Source organism: Sphingomonas sp. Leaf230 (assembly GCF_001421745.1).
GTDB lineage: Bacteria > Pseudomonadota > Alphaproteobacteria > Sphingomonadales > Sphingomonadaceae > Sphingomonas.
In genome coordinates this window covers 116,342-130,814 of sequence record NZ_LMKW01000013.1, presented here as the reverse complement: position 1 = coordinate 130,814, position 14,473 = coordinate 116,342, and the positions used below count along the sequence as shown (strand labels likewise).

The 14,473-nt window shown below is 65.7% G+C and carries 16 protein-coding genes; 9 read left to right on the top strand and 7 right to left on the bottom strand.

Annotation, left to right across the window (positions count from 1 at the left end):
* The first annotated feature begins 107 nt into the window (after positions 1 to 107).
* The 6 genes from ASE82_RS17720 to ASE82_RS17695 all read left to right on the top strand — a co-directional run bounded on the left by ASE82_RS17720 (position 108) and on the right by ASE82_RS17695 (position 4,118).
* The gene (locus ASE82_RS17720) at positions 108 to 755 is read left to right on the top strand and encodes a queuosine precursor transporter (RefSeq protein WP_056066458.1); all 648 of its coding nucleotides are present in this window, start codon (positions 108 to 110) and stop codon (positions 753 to 755) included.
* Positions 756 to 881: 126 nt separating this feature from the next.
* The gene (gene argB, locus ASE82_RS17715) at positions 882 to 1,799 is read left to right on the top strand and encodes an acetylglutamate kinase (protein ID WP_056053472.1); all 918 of its coding nucleotides are present in this window, start codon (positions 882 to 884) and stop codon (positions 1,797 to 1,799) included.
* A gap of 219 nt (positions 1,800 to 2,018) precedes the next feature.
* Positions 2,019 to 2,321 (top strand): YggT family protein, encoded by a 303-nt coding sequence (locus ASE82_RS17710; protein WP_056066456.1) that lies wholly within the window; start codon positions 2,019 to 2,021, stop codon positions 2,319 to 2,321.
* Positions 2,322 to 2,356: 35 nt separating this feature from the next.
* On the top strand, positions 2,357 to 2,629 hold the full coding sequence (locus tag ASE82_RS17705; protein WP_235524783.1) for a DUF167 domain-containing protein: 273 nt from the start codon (positions 2,357 to 2,359) through the stop codon (positions 2,627 to 2,629).
* On the top strand, positions 2,626 to 3,501 hold the full coding sequence (gene folD / locus ASE82_RS17700) for a bifunctional methylenetetrahydrofolate dehydrogenase/methenyltetrahydrofolate cyclohydrolase FolD (protein ID WP_056066449.1): 876 nt from the start codon (positions 2,626 to 2,628) through the stop codon (positions 3,499 to 3,501). The genes ASE82_RS17705 and folD overlap by 4 nt, the downstream gene beginning before the upstream one ends.
* Complete coding sequence (locus ASE82_RS17695) at positions 3,498 to 4,118, top strand: MarC family protein (protein ID WP_056066446.1); 621 nt, start codon at positions 3,498 to 3,500, stop codon at positions 4,116 to 4,118. Before folD ends, ASE82_RS17695 begins: the two co-directional genes overlap by 4 nt.
* Before the next feature lie 54 nt (positions 4,119 to 4,172).
* Here ASE82_RS17695 and ASE82_RS17690 read toward each other — a convergent pair whose 3' ends face one another.
* On the bottom strand, positions 4,173 to 5,960 hold the full coding sequence (locus ASE82_RS17690; RefSeq protein ID WP_056066443.1) for a hypothetical protein: 1,788 nt from the start codon (positions 5,958 to 5,960) through the stop codon (positions 4,173 to 4,175).
* A gap of 66 nt (positions 5,961 to 6,026) precedes the next feature.
* Between ASE82_RS17690 and ASE82_RS17685 the strand changes: the two genes are divergently transcribed.
* Positions 6,027 to 6,476, top strand: coding sequence for a GtrA family protein (locus ASE82_RS17685; RefSeq protein WP_443025118.1), 450 nt, complete (start codon positions 6,027 to 6,029; stop codon positions 6,474 to 6,476).
* Positions 6,477 to 6,506: 30 nt separating this feature from the next.
* Entirely contained in the window at positions 6,507 to 7,235 is a 729-nt protein-coding gene (locus ASE82_RS17680) for a class I SAM-dependent methyltransferase (protein ID WP_056066439.1), read from the top strand.
* Positions 7,236 to 7,493: 258 nt separating this feature from the next.
* On the opposite strand, the gene ASE82_RS17675 is transcribed toward ASE82_RS17680, so the two are convergent.
* The 3 genes from ASE82_RS17675 to ASE82_RS17665 are packed head-to-tail and all read right to left on the bottom strand — an operon-like array spanning position 7,494 to position 11,046.
* The gene (locus ASE82_RS17675; protein WP_056066436.1) at positions 7,494 to 8,516 is read right to left on the bottom strand and encodes a glycosyltransferase family 2 protein; all 1,023 of its coding nucleotides are present in this window, start codon (positions 8,514 to 8,516) and stop codon (positions 7,494 to 7,496) included.
* 47 nt (positions 8,517 to 8,563) lie between these two features.
* Positions 8,564 to 10,669 carry a RelA/SpoT family protein gene (locus ASE82_RS17670; RefSeq protein ID WP_056066433.1) on the bottom strand — a complete coding sequence of 702 codons (2,106 nt, stop codon included), beginning with the start codon at positions 10,667 to 10,669 and terminating at the stop codon, positions 8,564 to 8,566.
* A 47-nt stretch (positions 10,670 to 10,716) separates the two neighbouring features.
* Complete coding sequence (locus ASE82_RS17665; RefSeq protein ID WP_056066431.1) at positions 10,717 to 11,046, bottom strand: CC_3452 family protein; 330 nt, start codon at positions 11,044 to 11,046, stop codon at positions 10,717 to 10,719.
* Between the two features lie 184 nt (positions 11,047 to 11,230).
* Between ASE82_RS17665 and ASE82_RS17660 the strand changes: the two genes are divergently transcribed.
* Positions 11,231 to 11,659: a winged helix-turn-helix transcriptional regulator gene (locus ASE82_RS17660; protein WP_056066603.1), complete on the top strand. Its 429-nt coding sequence runs from the start codon at positions 11,231 to 11,233 to the stop codon at positions 11,657 to 11,659.
* Positions 11,660 to 11,786: 127 nt separating this feature from the next.
* Here the strand turns inward: ASE82_RS17660 and ASE82_RS17655 are convergent, their stop codons facing one another.
* From ASE82_RS17655 to ASE82_RS17645, 3 genes are read right to left on the bottom strand one after another with little or no spacing between them, the layout of a single operon-like run.
* Positions 11,787 to 12,212: an acyl-CoA thioesterase gene (locus ASE82_RS17655; RefSeq protein ID WP_056066428.1), complete on the bottom strand. Its 426-nt coding sequence runs from the start codon at positions 12,210 to 12,212 to the stop codon at positions 11,787 to 11,789.
* A gap of 1 nt (position 12,213) precedes the next feature.
* The gene (locus ASE82_RS17650; protein WP_056066425.1) at positions 12,214 to 12,990 is read right to left on the bottom strand and encodes a sulfite exporter TauE/SafE family protein; all 777 of its coding nucleotides are present in this window, start codon (positions 12,988 to 12,990) and stop codon (positions 12,214 to 12,216) included.
* Positions 12,991 to 12,999: 9 nt separating this feature from the next.
* Positions 13,000 to 14,208, bottom strand: coding sequence for an LL-diaminopimelate aminotransferase (locus tag ASE82_RS17645; RefSeq protein ID WP_056066422.1), 1,209 nt, complete (start codon positions 14,206 to 14,208; stop codon positions 13,000 to 13,002).
* Between the last annotated feature and the right edge of the window lie 265 nt (positions 14,209 to 14,473).

Here is a 14,473-nt window from a genome sequence, read left to right as displayed (position 1 = left end):
GACTGACACGCGCCGCCCCCCGGCCGCGCAAGCGACCGACATGACACGCGAGCGGCGTCGTCGCTAGTCATTTGACGGCGCGCGCGATTTCGCTAGCGTCCCCGGCGATGGATCAGCCTCTTCCCGCGTTTCCGCGTTCGCTCTTCGTTTTTTCCGTTTTGTACGGCGGCATGGTGTGCATCGCCGGCGTGCTGGGGGTGAAGCAGGTCGCGCTCGGCCCGCTCGCGGTCGAGGCGGGGATCTTCGGTTTCCTGCTGCTGGTGGTGCTGAGCAGCGCGATCGCCGAGCTGCACGGCCAGAAGACCGCGACGTTTCTGGTCCGGCTCGGGTTCATTCCGCTGCTGGTGTCGGCGGCGCTGATCCACCTGGTGCTGGCGCTGCCGCACGATCCGGGAATGTACCCGCCCGCGGTCAACGCGTTTCCGGTCGTGGTCGGCCAGAGCTCGCGGATGATGATCGCCGGGCTGATCTCCTACGGTATCTCGCAGACGCTCAACGTGCTGATCTTCTCGAAGCTGTCGGGACAGGTCGGCAGCGGTGAGGGCAAGCTGGTGTGGCTCCGGGGTATGATCGCGAGCATCATCTCGCAGATCATCGACACGATTTTGTTCATCACCATCTCGTTCCTGGGGGAGCGGCCGATCATCGCGTTGATGGAAGGGCAGATGCTGACCAAGGTCATACTGTCGATCGTGCTGGTGCCGTTCATGATCACCTTCTTCGTGAAGCTGGGACGGCGGCTGGACCGGGCATAATGTTAGATTTTTCCGTTCGTGCCGAGTAGAGACCGAGCCTGTCGAGGGCTCGTATCGAGGTACAGGTCTCTCGATACGCCATCTCGACAAGTGCTCGATGGCTACTCGAGACGAACGGAAGTTTAGTTGACCGATCACACGCCCGATCCCGCCCTGCTCGCCAAGGCGGAAACGCTCACCGAGGCGCTGCCGTATCTGCAGCGCTACGCCGGCAAGACGTTCGTCGTGAAATACGGCGGCCACGCGATGGGCGATCCGGAATTGCAGCGCGATTTTGCCGAGGACATGGTGCTGCTCAAGGCAGTCGGCATCAACCCGGTCGTGGTTCACGGCGGCGGCCCGCAGATCGGCGCGATGTTGAAGCGGCTCGGCGTCGAGTCGCGCTTCGTCGACGGCCTGCGCGTCACCGATGCGGAGACCGCGCAGATCGCCGAGATGGTCCTGGCGGGCTCGATCAACAAGGAAATCGTCGGCTGGATCGGCCAGGCGGGCGGCCGCGCGGTCGGCATTTCGGGCAAGGACGCAGGCCTCGTCCTCGCGCAGAAAGTCGGCCACGGCCGCGAGCCCGACAAGCTTCAGGGGATCGAGCGGCACGTCGATCTCGGCTTCGTCGGCGAACCGATCGCGGTCGACCGGACGATCCTCGACACGCTGATCGCCGCCGACATCATCCCGGTGATCGCACCGATCGGCATCGGTGCGGACGGCCACACCTACAACATCAACGCCGACACGATGGCGGGCGCGATTGCGGCTGCGATGGGCGCGGCGCGGTTTTTCCTGCTGACCGACATCGTCGGCGTGCTCGACAAGGAAGGCGAACTGCTGACCGACCTCGACCCTGCGCGGATCGCCGAACTGCGCGCCGATGGCACGGTGACCGGTGGCATGATCCCGAAGCTCGACACCTGTGTCGCGGCGGTCGAATCGGGCGTCGATGCCGCGGTGATCATCGACGGCCGCGTGCCCCACGCGATGCTGCTGGAGATCTTCACCAAGCAGGGGGCCGGGACGCTGGTGAGCGCCAACGGGCGCTCGCGGTAAAGGGGGTACCTCCCACGCCCGTCATCCTGACGAAAGTCAGGACCCAGAGCCACACAGGGTAACGTTTGCGGCTCTGGATCCTGGGGCAAGCCCAGGATGACGGAGACTTGAGGGCAAGGGTGCTGCTCAAATCGTCGCGCGCAGGCCAGCGACACCACGGGGCTTCTCGTTCTCCCCCCGCCCCCTTATATCGGCAATACACCAGCGGAGACCCTTGCCTTGATCGCCCTTCTTCAGATCGTCCAGTTGCTGCTCACCGTCATCTGGTGGATCATCGTCGTGCAGGCGATCCTGTCGTGGCTGATCGCGTTCAACGTCATTAATACGCACAGCGATTTCGTCCGCACCGTGTGGACCGCGCTGCAGCGGATGACCGAGCCGATGTATCGCCCGATCCGCCGCGTGCTTCCCGATTTCGGCGCGCTCGACCTGTCGCCGCTGGTCGTGCTGCTGATCCTCTACATCCTCAGCAACATCGTCATTCCGAACATCGCGCAGAATTATCTCGTCGCGACCTATTGAGCGAGAAGGCCGCTTGGCGAGCGCTGGCTGACGGCTTGGCGATCGCCGTTCGGGTAACGCCGCGTGGGGGTCGCGATGCGCTGACCGCCGGGACTGAAGAGCATTTCGTCGCGAGGTTGGCGGCGGCGCCGGTGGACGGTGCCGCGAATGCTGGGTTGGTGGCGCTCGTCGCGAAAACCTTCGGCGTACCCAAGCGTGCCGTGACGATCGTCGCCGGCGAAACCGCTCGCCTGAAGCGTCTGCACATTGCCGGCGACGCCACTACGCTGGCGGAAATCGCGTCCGCGCTCTATGGGCCGCGGGCATGAGCGCGACCATCATCGACGGCAAGGCCTTCGCCGCCGGCCTCCGGGCCCGTATCGCAGACGGCGTCACCGCCTTTCGTGCACAGGCAGGCCGCTCGCCAGGCTTGGCTGTGGTGCTGGTCGGCGAGGATCCCGCCTCCAACGTCTATGTCCGCTCGAAGGGCAAGGCGACGCGCGAAGCCGGGATGGAAAGCATCGAGCACCGGCTCCCTGCCGACGTGCCAGCCGAAGAGCTGCTTGCGCTGGTCGCTACGCTCAACGCCGATCCGACGATCGACGGCATTCTGGTCCAGTTGCCTCTGCCAAAGCATATCGACGAGCAGGCGGTCATCTCGGCGATCGACCCGGACAAGGACGTCGATGGGTTCCATCCGATCAACGCGGGGCGGCTCGCAACCGGGTTGCCGGGGTTCGTCCCCTGCACGCCGTTCGGCTGCGTCATGCTGTTGAAGAGCGTGTTGCCGAGCTTGAGCGGGCTCGAGGCGGTCGTCGTCGGCCGCTCGAACATCGTCGGCAAGCCGATGGCGCAGTTGCTGCTCCGTGAGAGCTGCACCGTGACCGTCGTGCATAGCCGCACCAAAGACGTTCCCGCGCACATTGGTCGCGCGGACATCGTCGTCGCGGCGGTCGGCATCCCGCAGATGATCAAGGGCGACTGGCTCAAGCCCGGCGCGACCGTCATCGACGTCGGCATCAACCGCACCGATGCCGGCCTTGTCGGCGACGTCGATTTCGCCAGCGCGGTCGAGGTGGCGGGTGCGATCACGCCGGTGCCGGGGGGTGTCGGGCCGATGACCATCGCCTGCCTGCTCCGCAACACCTTGGTCTCGGCAGGTCGCCGCGAAGGCGTCGCGATCGAGGAGTCGAGCCTGTGATCGAACTCTATATCTCCTCGCTGATCACCTTCTTCGTGGTCATCGATCCACCCGGCTGCGCGCCGATCTATGCCGGGCTGTCGGCGAGCGCCTCGCCGCTCCAAAAGCGGGCGATGGCGATCCGCGCGGTCGGCGTATCCGCGCTGATCCTGTTCGTGTTCGCGCTGTTCGGCGAGGCGTTGCTCAAGGGGCTCGGGATCAGTCTGGCCAGCTTCCGGATCGCCGGCGGCATCATGCTGTTCTTGATCGCGCTCGAAATGGTGTTCGAAAAGCGCACCGAACGCCGCGAGGACCGTGCCGCCAAGGTGGCGAGCGATCCCGAGGTGGAGGACGTCTCGATCTTCCCGATGGCGATGCCGATGATCGCCGGCCCAGGCTCGATCGCGTCGGTGATGCTGTTGATGAGCCGCAACAGCGGGATCGAGCGCTCGCTGGTGGTGCTGGGCGCGATGGTGACGATCCTGCTGCTGACGCTCGTCGCACTGCTCGCGGCGGGGCCGATCATGCGGATTCTCGGCGCGAAGATCGAGGCCGTGATCACGCGATTGCTCGGCGTGCTGCTGGCTGCGCTGGCGGTGCAGTTCGTCCTCGACGGCCTGTCGGTCGTGCTGCGCTGAACCCCAGAATATTAGCCGTCATCCCCGCCTCCGCGGGGATGACGGCGGTGTGGTTCAATCCACCTTGAACAACCGTAGCGGAGACCTCGCGGGCAGCGGTAGCGGGGTCAGCCACGTCGGCACCTCGTTCTTCGCCAGCTCGGAATAGAACCCCTTCGGACTGCGCGCTTTGTAGTTGGTCGATTCCGCCGCGTTCGGACACAGCAGCAGCATCGTCGCGCCGTGGCGCTTGATGATCGCATGGGCTTCGTCCGCAGACCGCCCGAACGCATGCTGGACGTCGAGGATCGCGTCGCCGTTGCGGTGATACGGGCCCGCAATCGCGTCGTGATGCGTGATCGTGATGAGCCGCGGTCCCATGTCGACGAAGGTGAAGATCGTTTGCGCGGGATATTTGTTCAGCGCGAGCAGCACCGTCGTGCGCAGGCAGTCGCCGGTCGCCATGTTGACGCGTTTTTCATACGGCTTCGGCCGGTCGATCGGCAGGTATTTGAGCACCATCCCGGCGAACATGCCCGAGACGATCAGGAACGCAGCAGCCGTGCCCAGCACGCGCACCAGCACCGATTGGTTGCCGAGCAACCGCGGGATGATCAGCCAGGCCAGCGCGGTCGCTCCCGGGATCGCCAGCATCTGCGCGGCGGGTCCGGCGCGGACCTGCCACAACAGCATCGCGCAGGCGAAGGCGGTGAACAGAGCGACCGCCGCCCAACCGACCGCGCTCGGATCACGACGCGCACGCCAGGCTGCGATCGCCGCCCCGATCAAGCCGATGATCGGCAGCGTCGCCAGCGCGAACCCGACGCGGAAACTATGCTTGTAGATCGGCTTGGCCTCGCGGACATTGTTCAGCCAGTTGCGCTGCAGCTCGGGTGAGATGCCCTCGGGTCGGCCCAGGCACTGCGGGAAGACGAGGGCAAAGCCGGCGACGATCGCCGCCCCGGCCGCGACCGCGAGCACCAGTCGCATTCCTCGCGACGCCGGTCCGAACCGCGCGAGCAGGAACAGCAGCATCCCCGCCGCGATCATCACGCTCAACCACACCGGCGTCAGCGCATCGCAGCGCATCGCCTGGTTGGCGTTCGACGCGAACAGTGCGAACCCGAGCGTGCTGCCGCCACCCAGCGTCAGCGCATAGATCGACAGCCGATCGGCCTCCGACCGATCCCATACCCAACGCAGCGCGATGATCGCCCCTGCCATCGCCGCATACGGCAACAGTTCGAGCCCGATCGACAGCGACACCGCGCTCGCGATCCCGACCATCGCACCGCCACGACGCCCGTTCGCATCGCACAGCCCCGCCACCGTGAGGCTCAGCATGGCGAGCTGCCAGCCATGATGATCGATCCGCTCGGGCATGAACATCAGCATCGTGCCGGTCGCACCAACCATGAACACCACCGCCAACGGCCAAGCGTAAGGGCTGATCAGCCGTCGCACGGTCGCGCCGATGCCGAGCATCGCGATCGACAGCGGCAGCAACGGCGCGATCCCGCACGCCAGCCGCTCCGCCCAGCTGTTGCTGGTGAACAGCCGGAAGAACAGGATCAGCCCGGCGATCGGCAGGTCGACGATCCGGCTCCAGTGGATGTCGAACCCGACCGGCGGGTTCATCCGGTAGTTGCGCAGATCGTACCAGCCCTGCCCGTCGAGCAGCGCACGGACCTGCATCAGGCGCATGTTGTCATCGGTATCGCCGAGCGACAGCCAGCGGATCTGGCCCCAGCGATCGACCATCGACCACGCCGCCACCGCCACCCAGGCGAGCAGCGTCAGCGCGATCCAATGCCGATCGAGTTCGTCCAGCAACGTCCGCCGCTGAAGTGGTGCCTGATCCAAAACGCTTTCCTCCGGCCCGCACGCGCTCTAGATGCGCGGGCTTGTCTTCGCGGCCGCTCTATCGCGGTGCGGGTAAAGAACAAGGCGGGCATGCAGGCGATTTGGCGACAGGTGGAGCAGATGCGGGCGAGCGGCGTGCTCGGCCAGCTCGTGCGCTTCGGCATCGCCGGCGGGATTTCCAGCGTCGTGTATTCGCTCGTCTACCTGCCGCTGACCGCGTACGCGTTTCCACCACGCCAGGCGGTGGCGGCGGTGCCGTTCGCGTTTGCCGTCGCGGTGGTGGTCGGGTTCTTCCTGCACAGCCGCTGGAGCTTCAAGGGGCATGCGAAAGAACCGGGGGCGGGGCGGCATGTGAAGTTCGTGATCGTCCAGGGCTCGGGGCTCGCGCTCAATGCGGTCATCACCTGGATCGGTACCGCGCTGCTCCATCTGCATCCTTGGATCCCGCTGATCCCCGCCGTCTTTCTTGCCGCGATCGTGACGTTCGTGCTCAACCGTTTTTGGGTTTTCAACTGACATGAATTTCAACCGCAGGGCCGACACTTAATGGACCGCATCGTCTACGACCGGATGGCCGCGCATGATTCCACCCACTGGTGGTACCGCGCCCGCCGCGACATCCTGGCGGATTACCTGACACGCTACGGCGCTTTGCCGAAGGATGCGAAGATCCTCGAGATCGGCTGCGGTACCGGGCATAATTTGCCGATGCTGGCGGAGTTCGGCGAGATCGATGCGATCGAGATCGACCCGGCCGCGCGAGAGATCGCCAGCGAGCGGCTCGGCAAGCCGGTCGGCGCGGCCCCCTTGCCCGAACTCCCCGGCGTACCCCGCGCGCACTACGATCTGATCGCGGTGCTCGATGTGGTCGAGCATATCGAGGACGACGTCGCGGCGTTGAAGGCTATGGCCGATTGCCTTGCTCCGGGGGGCAAGATCCTGATCGCGGTCCCGGCGCATGCGTGGCTGTGGAGCGCGCACGACGTCGTGAACCATCACCATCGCCGGTATTCGAAGGCGACGTTGCAGTCGGCGATCGAGACTGCCGGGTTGAAGCCGGAGAAGCTGGGGTATTTCAACTCGCTGCTGTTCCCGCTGGCGGCGGCGGCGCGGATTGCCGGGCGGATGACGGGGCGCGACGACAGCGATGATTCGCCACCGCCGAAGCTGGTGAATGCGCTGTTCGAGAAGATCTTCCGGCTTGAGCGGCATCTGGTCGGGCGTGTGCCGATGACGCCGGGGGTTTCGATCGTGACGCTGGCGGTGCCGCGGTAAGCCTGCCTCGTGATCTTCCCCGTTCCCTAACCCGTTCGTCCTGAGCGAAGTCGAAGGGCAGGCCTCGCGCGCAGGTGCTTCGACTTCGCTCAGCACGAACGGAGGGGGGATCTTAGGCGCATCTCCAACCACCACCCCGGCGAAGGCCGGGGCCCAGTTGGGGAACGTTGCTGACGTCGGGCGCGCTTCGTCACTGCGACCTTGCCAACTGAGCCCCGGCCTTCGCCGGGGTGGTGTTGTGATCGGCAGGCGCGTTCGTTATTCGGGGTGGGAGGGAAGGGACGCGTTAGGCAACCGCACCACGTCCACCGGTTCCGCACGAAACCCCAAGGTCGCCTTGCCCTGGATCGGCCCCGCAACGTCGGCGACGATATACAGCGGCCGGCGTTTCGACTCGACGTACAGTCGTCCGAGATACTCGCCGATCATCCCCAGCACGAACATCTGCACCGCGCCGAGGAACACGGTGACGAGCATCGTCGAGGTCCAGCCCTGCACCGCGCTCCCCGATAGCCAACCAATCGCGATATAGACGAACAGCAGCAGCGACACGCCGGTCAGCGCGAGCCCGGCGTGACTGGCGAAGCGCAACGGCGCGGTCGAGAAGCCGGTGACTGCGTCGAACGCGAGTCGGATCATCTTCGCCAGCGGGTAGCTCGTCTCGCCCGCCAATCGCTCCGCGCGGTCGTAGGGAAAGGGGACCTGCTTGAAGCCGATCCAGGCGACCATGCCGCGGATGAAGCGTGCTTGTTCGGGGAGCGACAGGAACGCATCCAGCGCGCGTCGGCTCATCAGGCGGAAGTCGCCGGTGTCGAGCGGGATCGGCGTTTCGGTCATCCGGGTTAGCAGGCGATAGAAGGCGGCAGCGGTGGCTTTCTTGAACACCGTCTCGCCCGCCCGCTGGCGGCGGACGGCGTAGACGACGTCCGCTTGGCTCGCCGCCATCGCCGCGCGCATGTCGGACAGGAGTTCGGGTGGATCCTGGAGGTCCGCGTCGATGATCAGGATCTGCTCGCCGGCGCAGAGATCGAGCCCGGCGGTCAGCGCCAGCTGGTGGCCGTGGTTGCGGGACAAATTGATCGCGACCAGCCGCGGATCGGCGGCGGCGAGGCGCTGCATCACCGGCCAGCTGTCGTCGCGCGAGCCGTCGTTGATCAGGACAATTTCGTAATCGTCCCCGACCGCGACCTTTGCCGCGCCGGAAATGCGTGCGTGCAGGATGTCGAGGCACGCCGCCTCGTTATAGCAGGGGACGACGATCGAAAGGGACGGACGGTTCATCTGCCCCGTCTAGCGTCCGTCGCGCCCGCCGTCATCGTCGGATGTTTCTAGACCCGCTCCACGGTATGCACCGCATCCGCCGCGCGCAGGCCCGCCATCAGCCGCATCAGCTGCTGCACGTCGTGGACCTCGACGTCGATCTCGTTGGTGTGGAAGCTCTTGTCGCGCGTATCGAGCCGCAGGTTGATGATGTTCGCCTTGTGCCCGCCGATGATCGACGAGACGATACCGAGCGAGCCGGGCTCGTTCTTCACCATCACCGATATGCGTGCGACGGCGCCCTCGGTCTCATCACCCCAGGCGACGTCGACCCAGTCGGTCTCGTTCTCGGAACGCTCGGCGAGCTCTCCCAGCACGCGGCAGTCGATCGCGTGGACCTCGATCCCCGCATCGGGCCGACGCAAGCCGACGATCCGGTCGCCCGGCACGGGATGGCAGCACGTCGCCAAGTCGTAGGCGACTCCGGGGGTCAGGCCCTTGATCGAGATCGCGCTCGATTGCGGCGCCAGCGCATGCGTGACGTCGGCGCCGGCCGAACCCGGCATCAGCGCCTCCATTACAGCAGCATCGGACAGCGTCCGCCGCGCGATCGCGACCATCAGCGACGAATCGTCGGGCAGCTTCAGCCGCTTCAGCGCGTGGCTAAGCGCATCGGTGCCGATCTGCGCGGGCAGGCGGGTGACGATGTCGTCGTACAGCGTGCGGCCGAGCGCTATCTGCTCGACGCGCTCCTTCTGGCGCAGGTGCCGGCGGATCGCGGCGAGCGCCTTGCCAGTGGTCGCGACGTTGAGCCATTGCGGCTGCGGCGACTGGCCCTTCGAGCGCAGGATCTGCACTTGGTCGCCATTCTCGATCACCGTCGACAGCGGCACGACGCGACCGTTGACCTTCGCGCCGACCGCCTGGTCGCCGAGATCGGTGTGCACCGCATACGCAAAGTCGATCGAGGTCGCGCCCTTGGGCAGCTGGATCAGTTCGCCCTTCGGCGTGAACGCGAAGATGCGATCGGTGTACATCGCCATCCGCGTGTGTTCGAGCAGTTCTTCCGGGCTCTCGGCGGTGTCGAGGATCTCGACCAAGTCGCGGATCCAGCTGACCTGCCGGTCGCTGCCGTTGATCTGTTGCTTGTACGCCCAGTGCGCCGCCAGCCCGAACTCGGCCTGTGCGTGCATGTCGGCGGTACGGATCTGGATCTCGATCCGCGCGCTGTCGGCGTGGATCACCGAGGTGTGCAACGAGCGATAGCCGTTGCGCTTGGGCGTCGAGATGTAATCCTTGAACCGGCCCGGCACCATCGGCCAGCGCTGGTGGATGATCCCGAGCACGCGGTAGCAATCCTCCTCGGTCGGCACGATCGCGCGGAACGCCATGACGTCGGACAGCTGTTCGAAGCTGATGTGGCGCTCCGACATCTTCCGGAAGATCGAATAGGGATGCTTCTCGCGCCCCGAGATTTCCGCTTCGACGCCGGCGCGCGACAGGACCAGCTTGAGGCCGGAGGCGATCTTGGCGATCCGGTCGCCATCGCCCTTCTTCAGCTGTTCGAGGCGGCGGTTGATCGATTCGGACGCTTCGGGTTCGAGCTGTTCGAACGCCAGCGACTGCATCTCGCGCATGAACTCGTACATGCCGATCCGCTCCGCGAGCGGCGCGTAGATGTCCATCGTCTCCTTGGCGATGCGACGGCGCTTCTCGGGCTTGGCGATATGGTGGAGGGTCCGCATGTTGTGCAGCCGGTCGGCGAGCTTGACCAGCAACACGCGGATGTCGTCCGACATCGCGAGGAGGAATTTGCGCAGGTTCTCCGCCGCGCGCTCGTTCTCGGTCTGCGCCTCGATCTTGCTGAGCTTCGTCACGCCGTCGACGAGACGCGCGACCGAGGCGCCGAACAGTCGCTCGATCTCCTCGGGCGTGGCGACCGTGTCCTCGATCGTGTCGTGGAGGATCGCGGTGGCGATCGTCTCGGCATCGAGATGGAGGTCGGTCAGGATCCCGGCCACCTCGATCGGATGGCTGAAATACGGATCGCCGCTCGCGCGCTTCTGCGACCCGTGCGCCTGCATCGAGAAGACATAGGCGCGGTTCAGCAGCGCCTCATCGGCATCGGGATCGTAGTCGAGGACGCGATCGACCAGTTCATATTGGCGCAACACGGCTTATAGATGGGGCCGGGTTGCGATGCATTGCAACAAATTCCTCGTTATTTCGCGTGGTTGTTGCACGTGGCGAGCGCGTCGGCGTCATAGGCCTTGCCCGCGACCGTGAAACTGGCGAGCGGCCCGACGCGCTTGGCGACCGCGGCGCAGAGGATCACGTCGCGCTGCGGTGCCTTGCTGGAGACGAATGCCGCATTCTCCCAGCGCCACGGCGTGCCGTTGGTGATCAGCCGGGTGGAAGTGGGCGCGGCGGCAGGGACGGCTACATAATAATTGATGGGGGTCTGGGCCGATGCCGGTGTCGCGACCAGTGTGGCGAACCCCGTCGTCAGGGCGGGAACGGCGGTCAGAAGGGCGCGGGTGATGACGGACATCGGTAGACTCCTAAAAGGTTTCTAATCGAGACCTATTCCGATTAGTTGCGAGTTGCAACTGAAATCGGAGGACCATTTCGCTTCGGCCTTTTATGCGGTACCGTTGCTGTCCAATAAGGAAGACGCCGTGGGAAAATTGCGCGAACCCCTGCTCGAATGCAGCCTGCCCGCCGCGCTGGAGGCGATGGGCGAGCGCTGGTCGTTCCTGATCCTGCGCGCGTCGTTCAATGGTCTGCATCATTTCGAGGAGTTCCAGTCGGAGCTGGGCATTGCGCGCAATATCCTCGCGAACCGGCTGGCGCGGCTGGTCGAGCACGGGATCCTGGAGCGGCAACCTATCCCGGAGGATCGACGCAAGATCGCCTACGGTCTGACCGACAAGGGTTTCGCATTGCTGCCGACGATGATCGCGCTGCGGCAATGGGGCGAGCGGTGGGAGACGTGCGTGCCGGCGTTCCCGATCTTGGTCGACGCGCGCGATCGGCGGCCGTTGCAGCCGGTGTCGGTGCGGTCGCATGACGGGCGCGTGCTGGGAAAGGGGGACCTGATCTGGGCGCTTCCGGGCGAGGTCGCTGGGGATGGGGTAGAGGCCGAAGCTCAGGCGGGGGAGTAGGCCTCCTTCTGCTCCCCTCCCTGGAAGGGAGGGGCTGGGGGTGGGTCGGCTTGGGGCTGGTGCTATTGCTCGCCAACGGGCCGACCCACCCCCTACCCCTCCCTTCCAGGGAGGGGGGGGTGTTGCGTTAGCGGGTAGGTAGCGCTTCCAGCACCGTGCGGATCGCATTTGGGAGTGCCACCGGGCGGCCGGTCTCCAGGTCGACGTGCACGCTGACCATCGTGATCACCGTGTGCAATTCCCCCGTCTCCGCATGTGCAAGTTCGAACCGCTTCGTCAGGCTCGTCGTGCCGATCTTCTCGATCCGCACGAACGCCTCGACCGTATCCCCAAGGCGGAACGGCTTGAGGTAGTCGATCTCGGTCCGGCGGACGTTGAACTCGGTGGTCGGCCAGACATCGGGCAGCGCCTCGGCGATCCCGGTCCATTCCCAGAACTCGGTGACCGCGACGTCGGCATATTCGAGATAGCGCGAGTTGAAGACGATGCGCTGTCCGTCGATCTCGGCATAGCGGACGCGGAACCTAGTCGAGAAGGCGAACCCCGGCCGCATGTCAGAAGATCAGCTTCACGCCGATCAACGCCAGCACGGTCGCGAGTACTGGGACCAGCACCCGGTCGGAGACGCGCGTCGCGATCAGGCTGCCGACGATGATGCCCGGTATCGACCCGATCAGCAGCGACACGAGCAGGTCGACGTCGACCGAGCCGAGGATCCAGTGACCGATCCCGCCGAGCAGCGTCAGCGGCACCGCGTGGGCGATGTCCGATCCGACCAGCCGGTTGATCGGCAGCGTCGGGTACAGGATCAACAACGCGGTCATGCCCAGCGCGCCAGCGCCGACCGAGGTGAGCGAGACGAGCACGCCGAGGACTGCGCCGAGCAGGATCGTCAGCATCGCCTGCCGCTCGCCGCCGACCGTGCCGATCCGCGGGGTAAGCCACGCGACGATCTTACCGCGGAAGAAGGTCGCGACTGCCGACAGGATCAGCGTGACGCCAAGCACCACGGTGATCGCGTGGCCGGTGTCGGACGATTTCTCGCCGAGATGGTTGAGCACGAGCAACGTCGCGATCGCGGCGGGGACGCTGCCGGTCGCGAGCCGACGTACGACCTTCCAGTCGACCGTGCCGCGCCAGCCATGCACCGTCGTCCCGACCGTCTTGGTCGCGGACGCGTAGAGCAGGTCGGTACCGACCGCGGTGGCGGGGTGGAAGCCGAAGACGAGCACCAGCAGCGGCGTCATCAGCGACCCGCCGCCGACACCCGTCAGCCCGACGATGAGGCCGACGAGCACGCCGGCCACCGAATATAACGGATTGATATCCACGCTGGCGGGTTAGCCGGCGCCACGCGCGGGCGTGTTGACGCCCATCGACTGGAGATATTTCTTCACGTTGCGCGCCGCCTGGCGGAGCCGCTGTTCGTTCTCGACCATCGCGATCCTCACATAGCCCTCGCCGTTTTCGCCGTAGCCCACGCCTGGAGCAACGGCGACGTGCGCGTGAGTCAGCAATTGTTTGGTGAACTCAAGGCTACCTAAATGCGCGAGCGCGGGCGGCAATGGCGCCCAGGCGAACATCGACGCGCGAGGGGAGGGAATGTCCCAGCCGGCCCGGCCGAAGCTCTCGACCATGACGTCGCGGCGCTTGTGATACAGTAGGCGATTGCGCTCGACGATGTCCTGCGGACCGTTCAATGCGGCACAGGCGGCAGCCTGGATCGGCGTGAATGCGCCGTAGTCGAGGTACGACTTCACGCGCGACATTGCAGCGATCAGCGTCTTGTTGCCGACCGCGAAGCCGATCCGCCAGCCTGCCATCGAATAGGTCTTGCTGAGCGACGTGAACTCGATCGCGATTTCCTTCGCGCCCGGCACCTGCAGGATCGAGGGGGTCGGGTTGCCGTCGTAATACAGCTCCGAATAGGCGAGGTCGGAGATGATCCAGACCTGGTTCTCCTTCGCCCACGCGACGAGGCGCTCGTAGAAGGCAAGATCGACCGCCTCTGCCGTCGGGTTGGACGGATAGTTGACGACCAGGATCGACGGGCGCGGGACGGTGAACGCCATCGCGCGCTCGAGGCTTTCGAAATACGCCTCGTCGGGGGTCGTCGGCACCGCGCGGATCGTCGCGCCGGCGATGATGAAGCCGAACGTGTGGATCGGATAGGACGGGTTGGGCGCGAGCACGACGTCGCCGGGCGCGGTGATGGCGGTGGCCAGACTCGCGAGGCCCTCCTTCGAGCCCATCGTGACGACGACCTCGGTCTCGGGATCGACGTCGACGCCGAACCGCCGGCCGTAGTAATTCGCCTGGGCTTTCCGCAGGCCGGGAATGCCCTTCGACTGCGAATAGCCGTGCGCACCGGGTTTGCGTGCGACTTCGACGAGCTTCTCGATGACGTGCTCGGGCGGCGGCAGGTCGGGATTGCCCATGCCGAGATCGATGATGTCCTCCCCGCCCGCGCGCGCCGCCGCCCGCATCGCGTTCACTTCGGCGATGACATAAGGGGGCAGGCGTTTGATGCGGTAGAAATCTTCGGACATGATCAGCCTCAAGCTGGAGGAGCAGGTGCTGTACCGCAGGTAAGGGGAAGCGTCACCCACTCCGTCATTCCGGGCATCGAAGCTGTCGTCATCCCCCGTAGTCGCTACCGTGACCAACCCCGTCGCGGCGTTGCGACCGTCACGCTGAGACGGCCGTGACGTCCGTCATCGCGTCATGCCCGTCACCACCGACCGCCGTCGCGCTCAACCCCCGTCGCCTGATCCCCGTCACCACCAACCCCGTCACCACCAACCCCGTCACCAC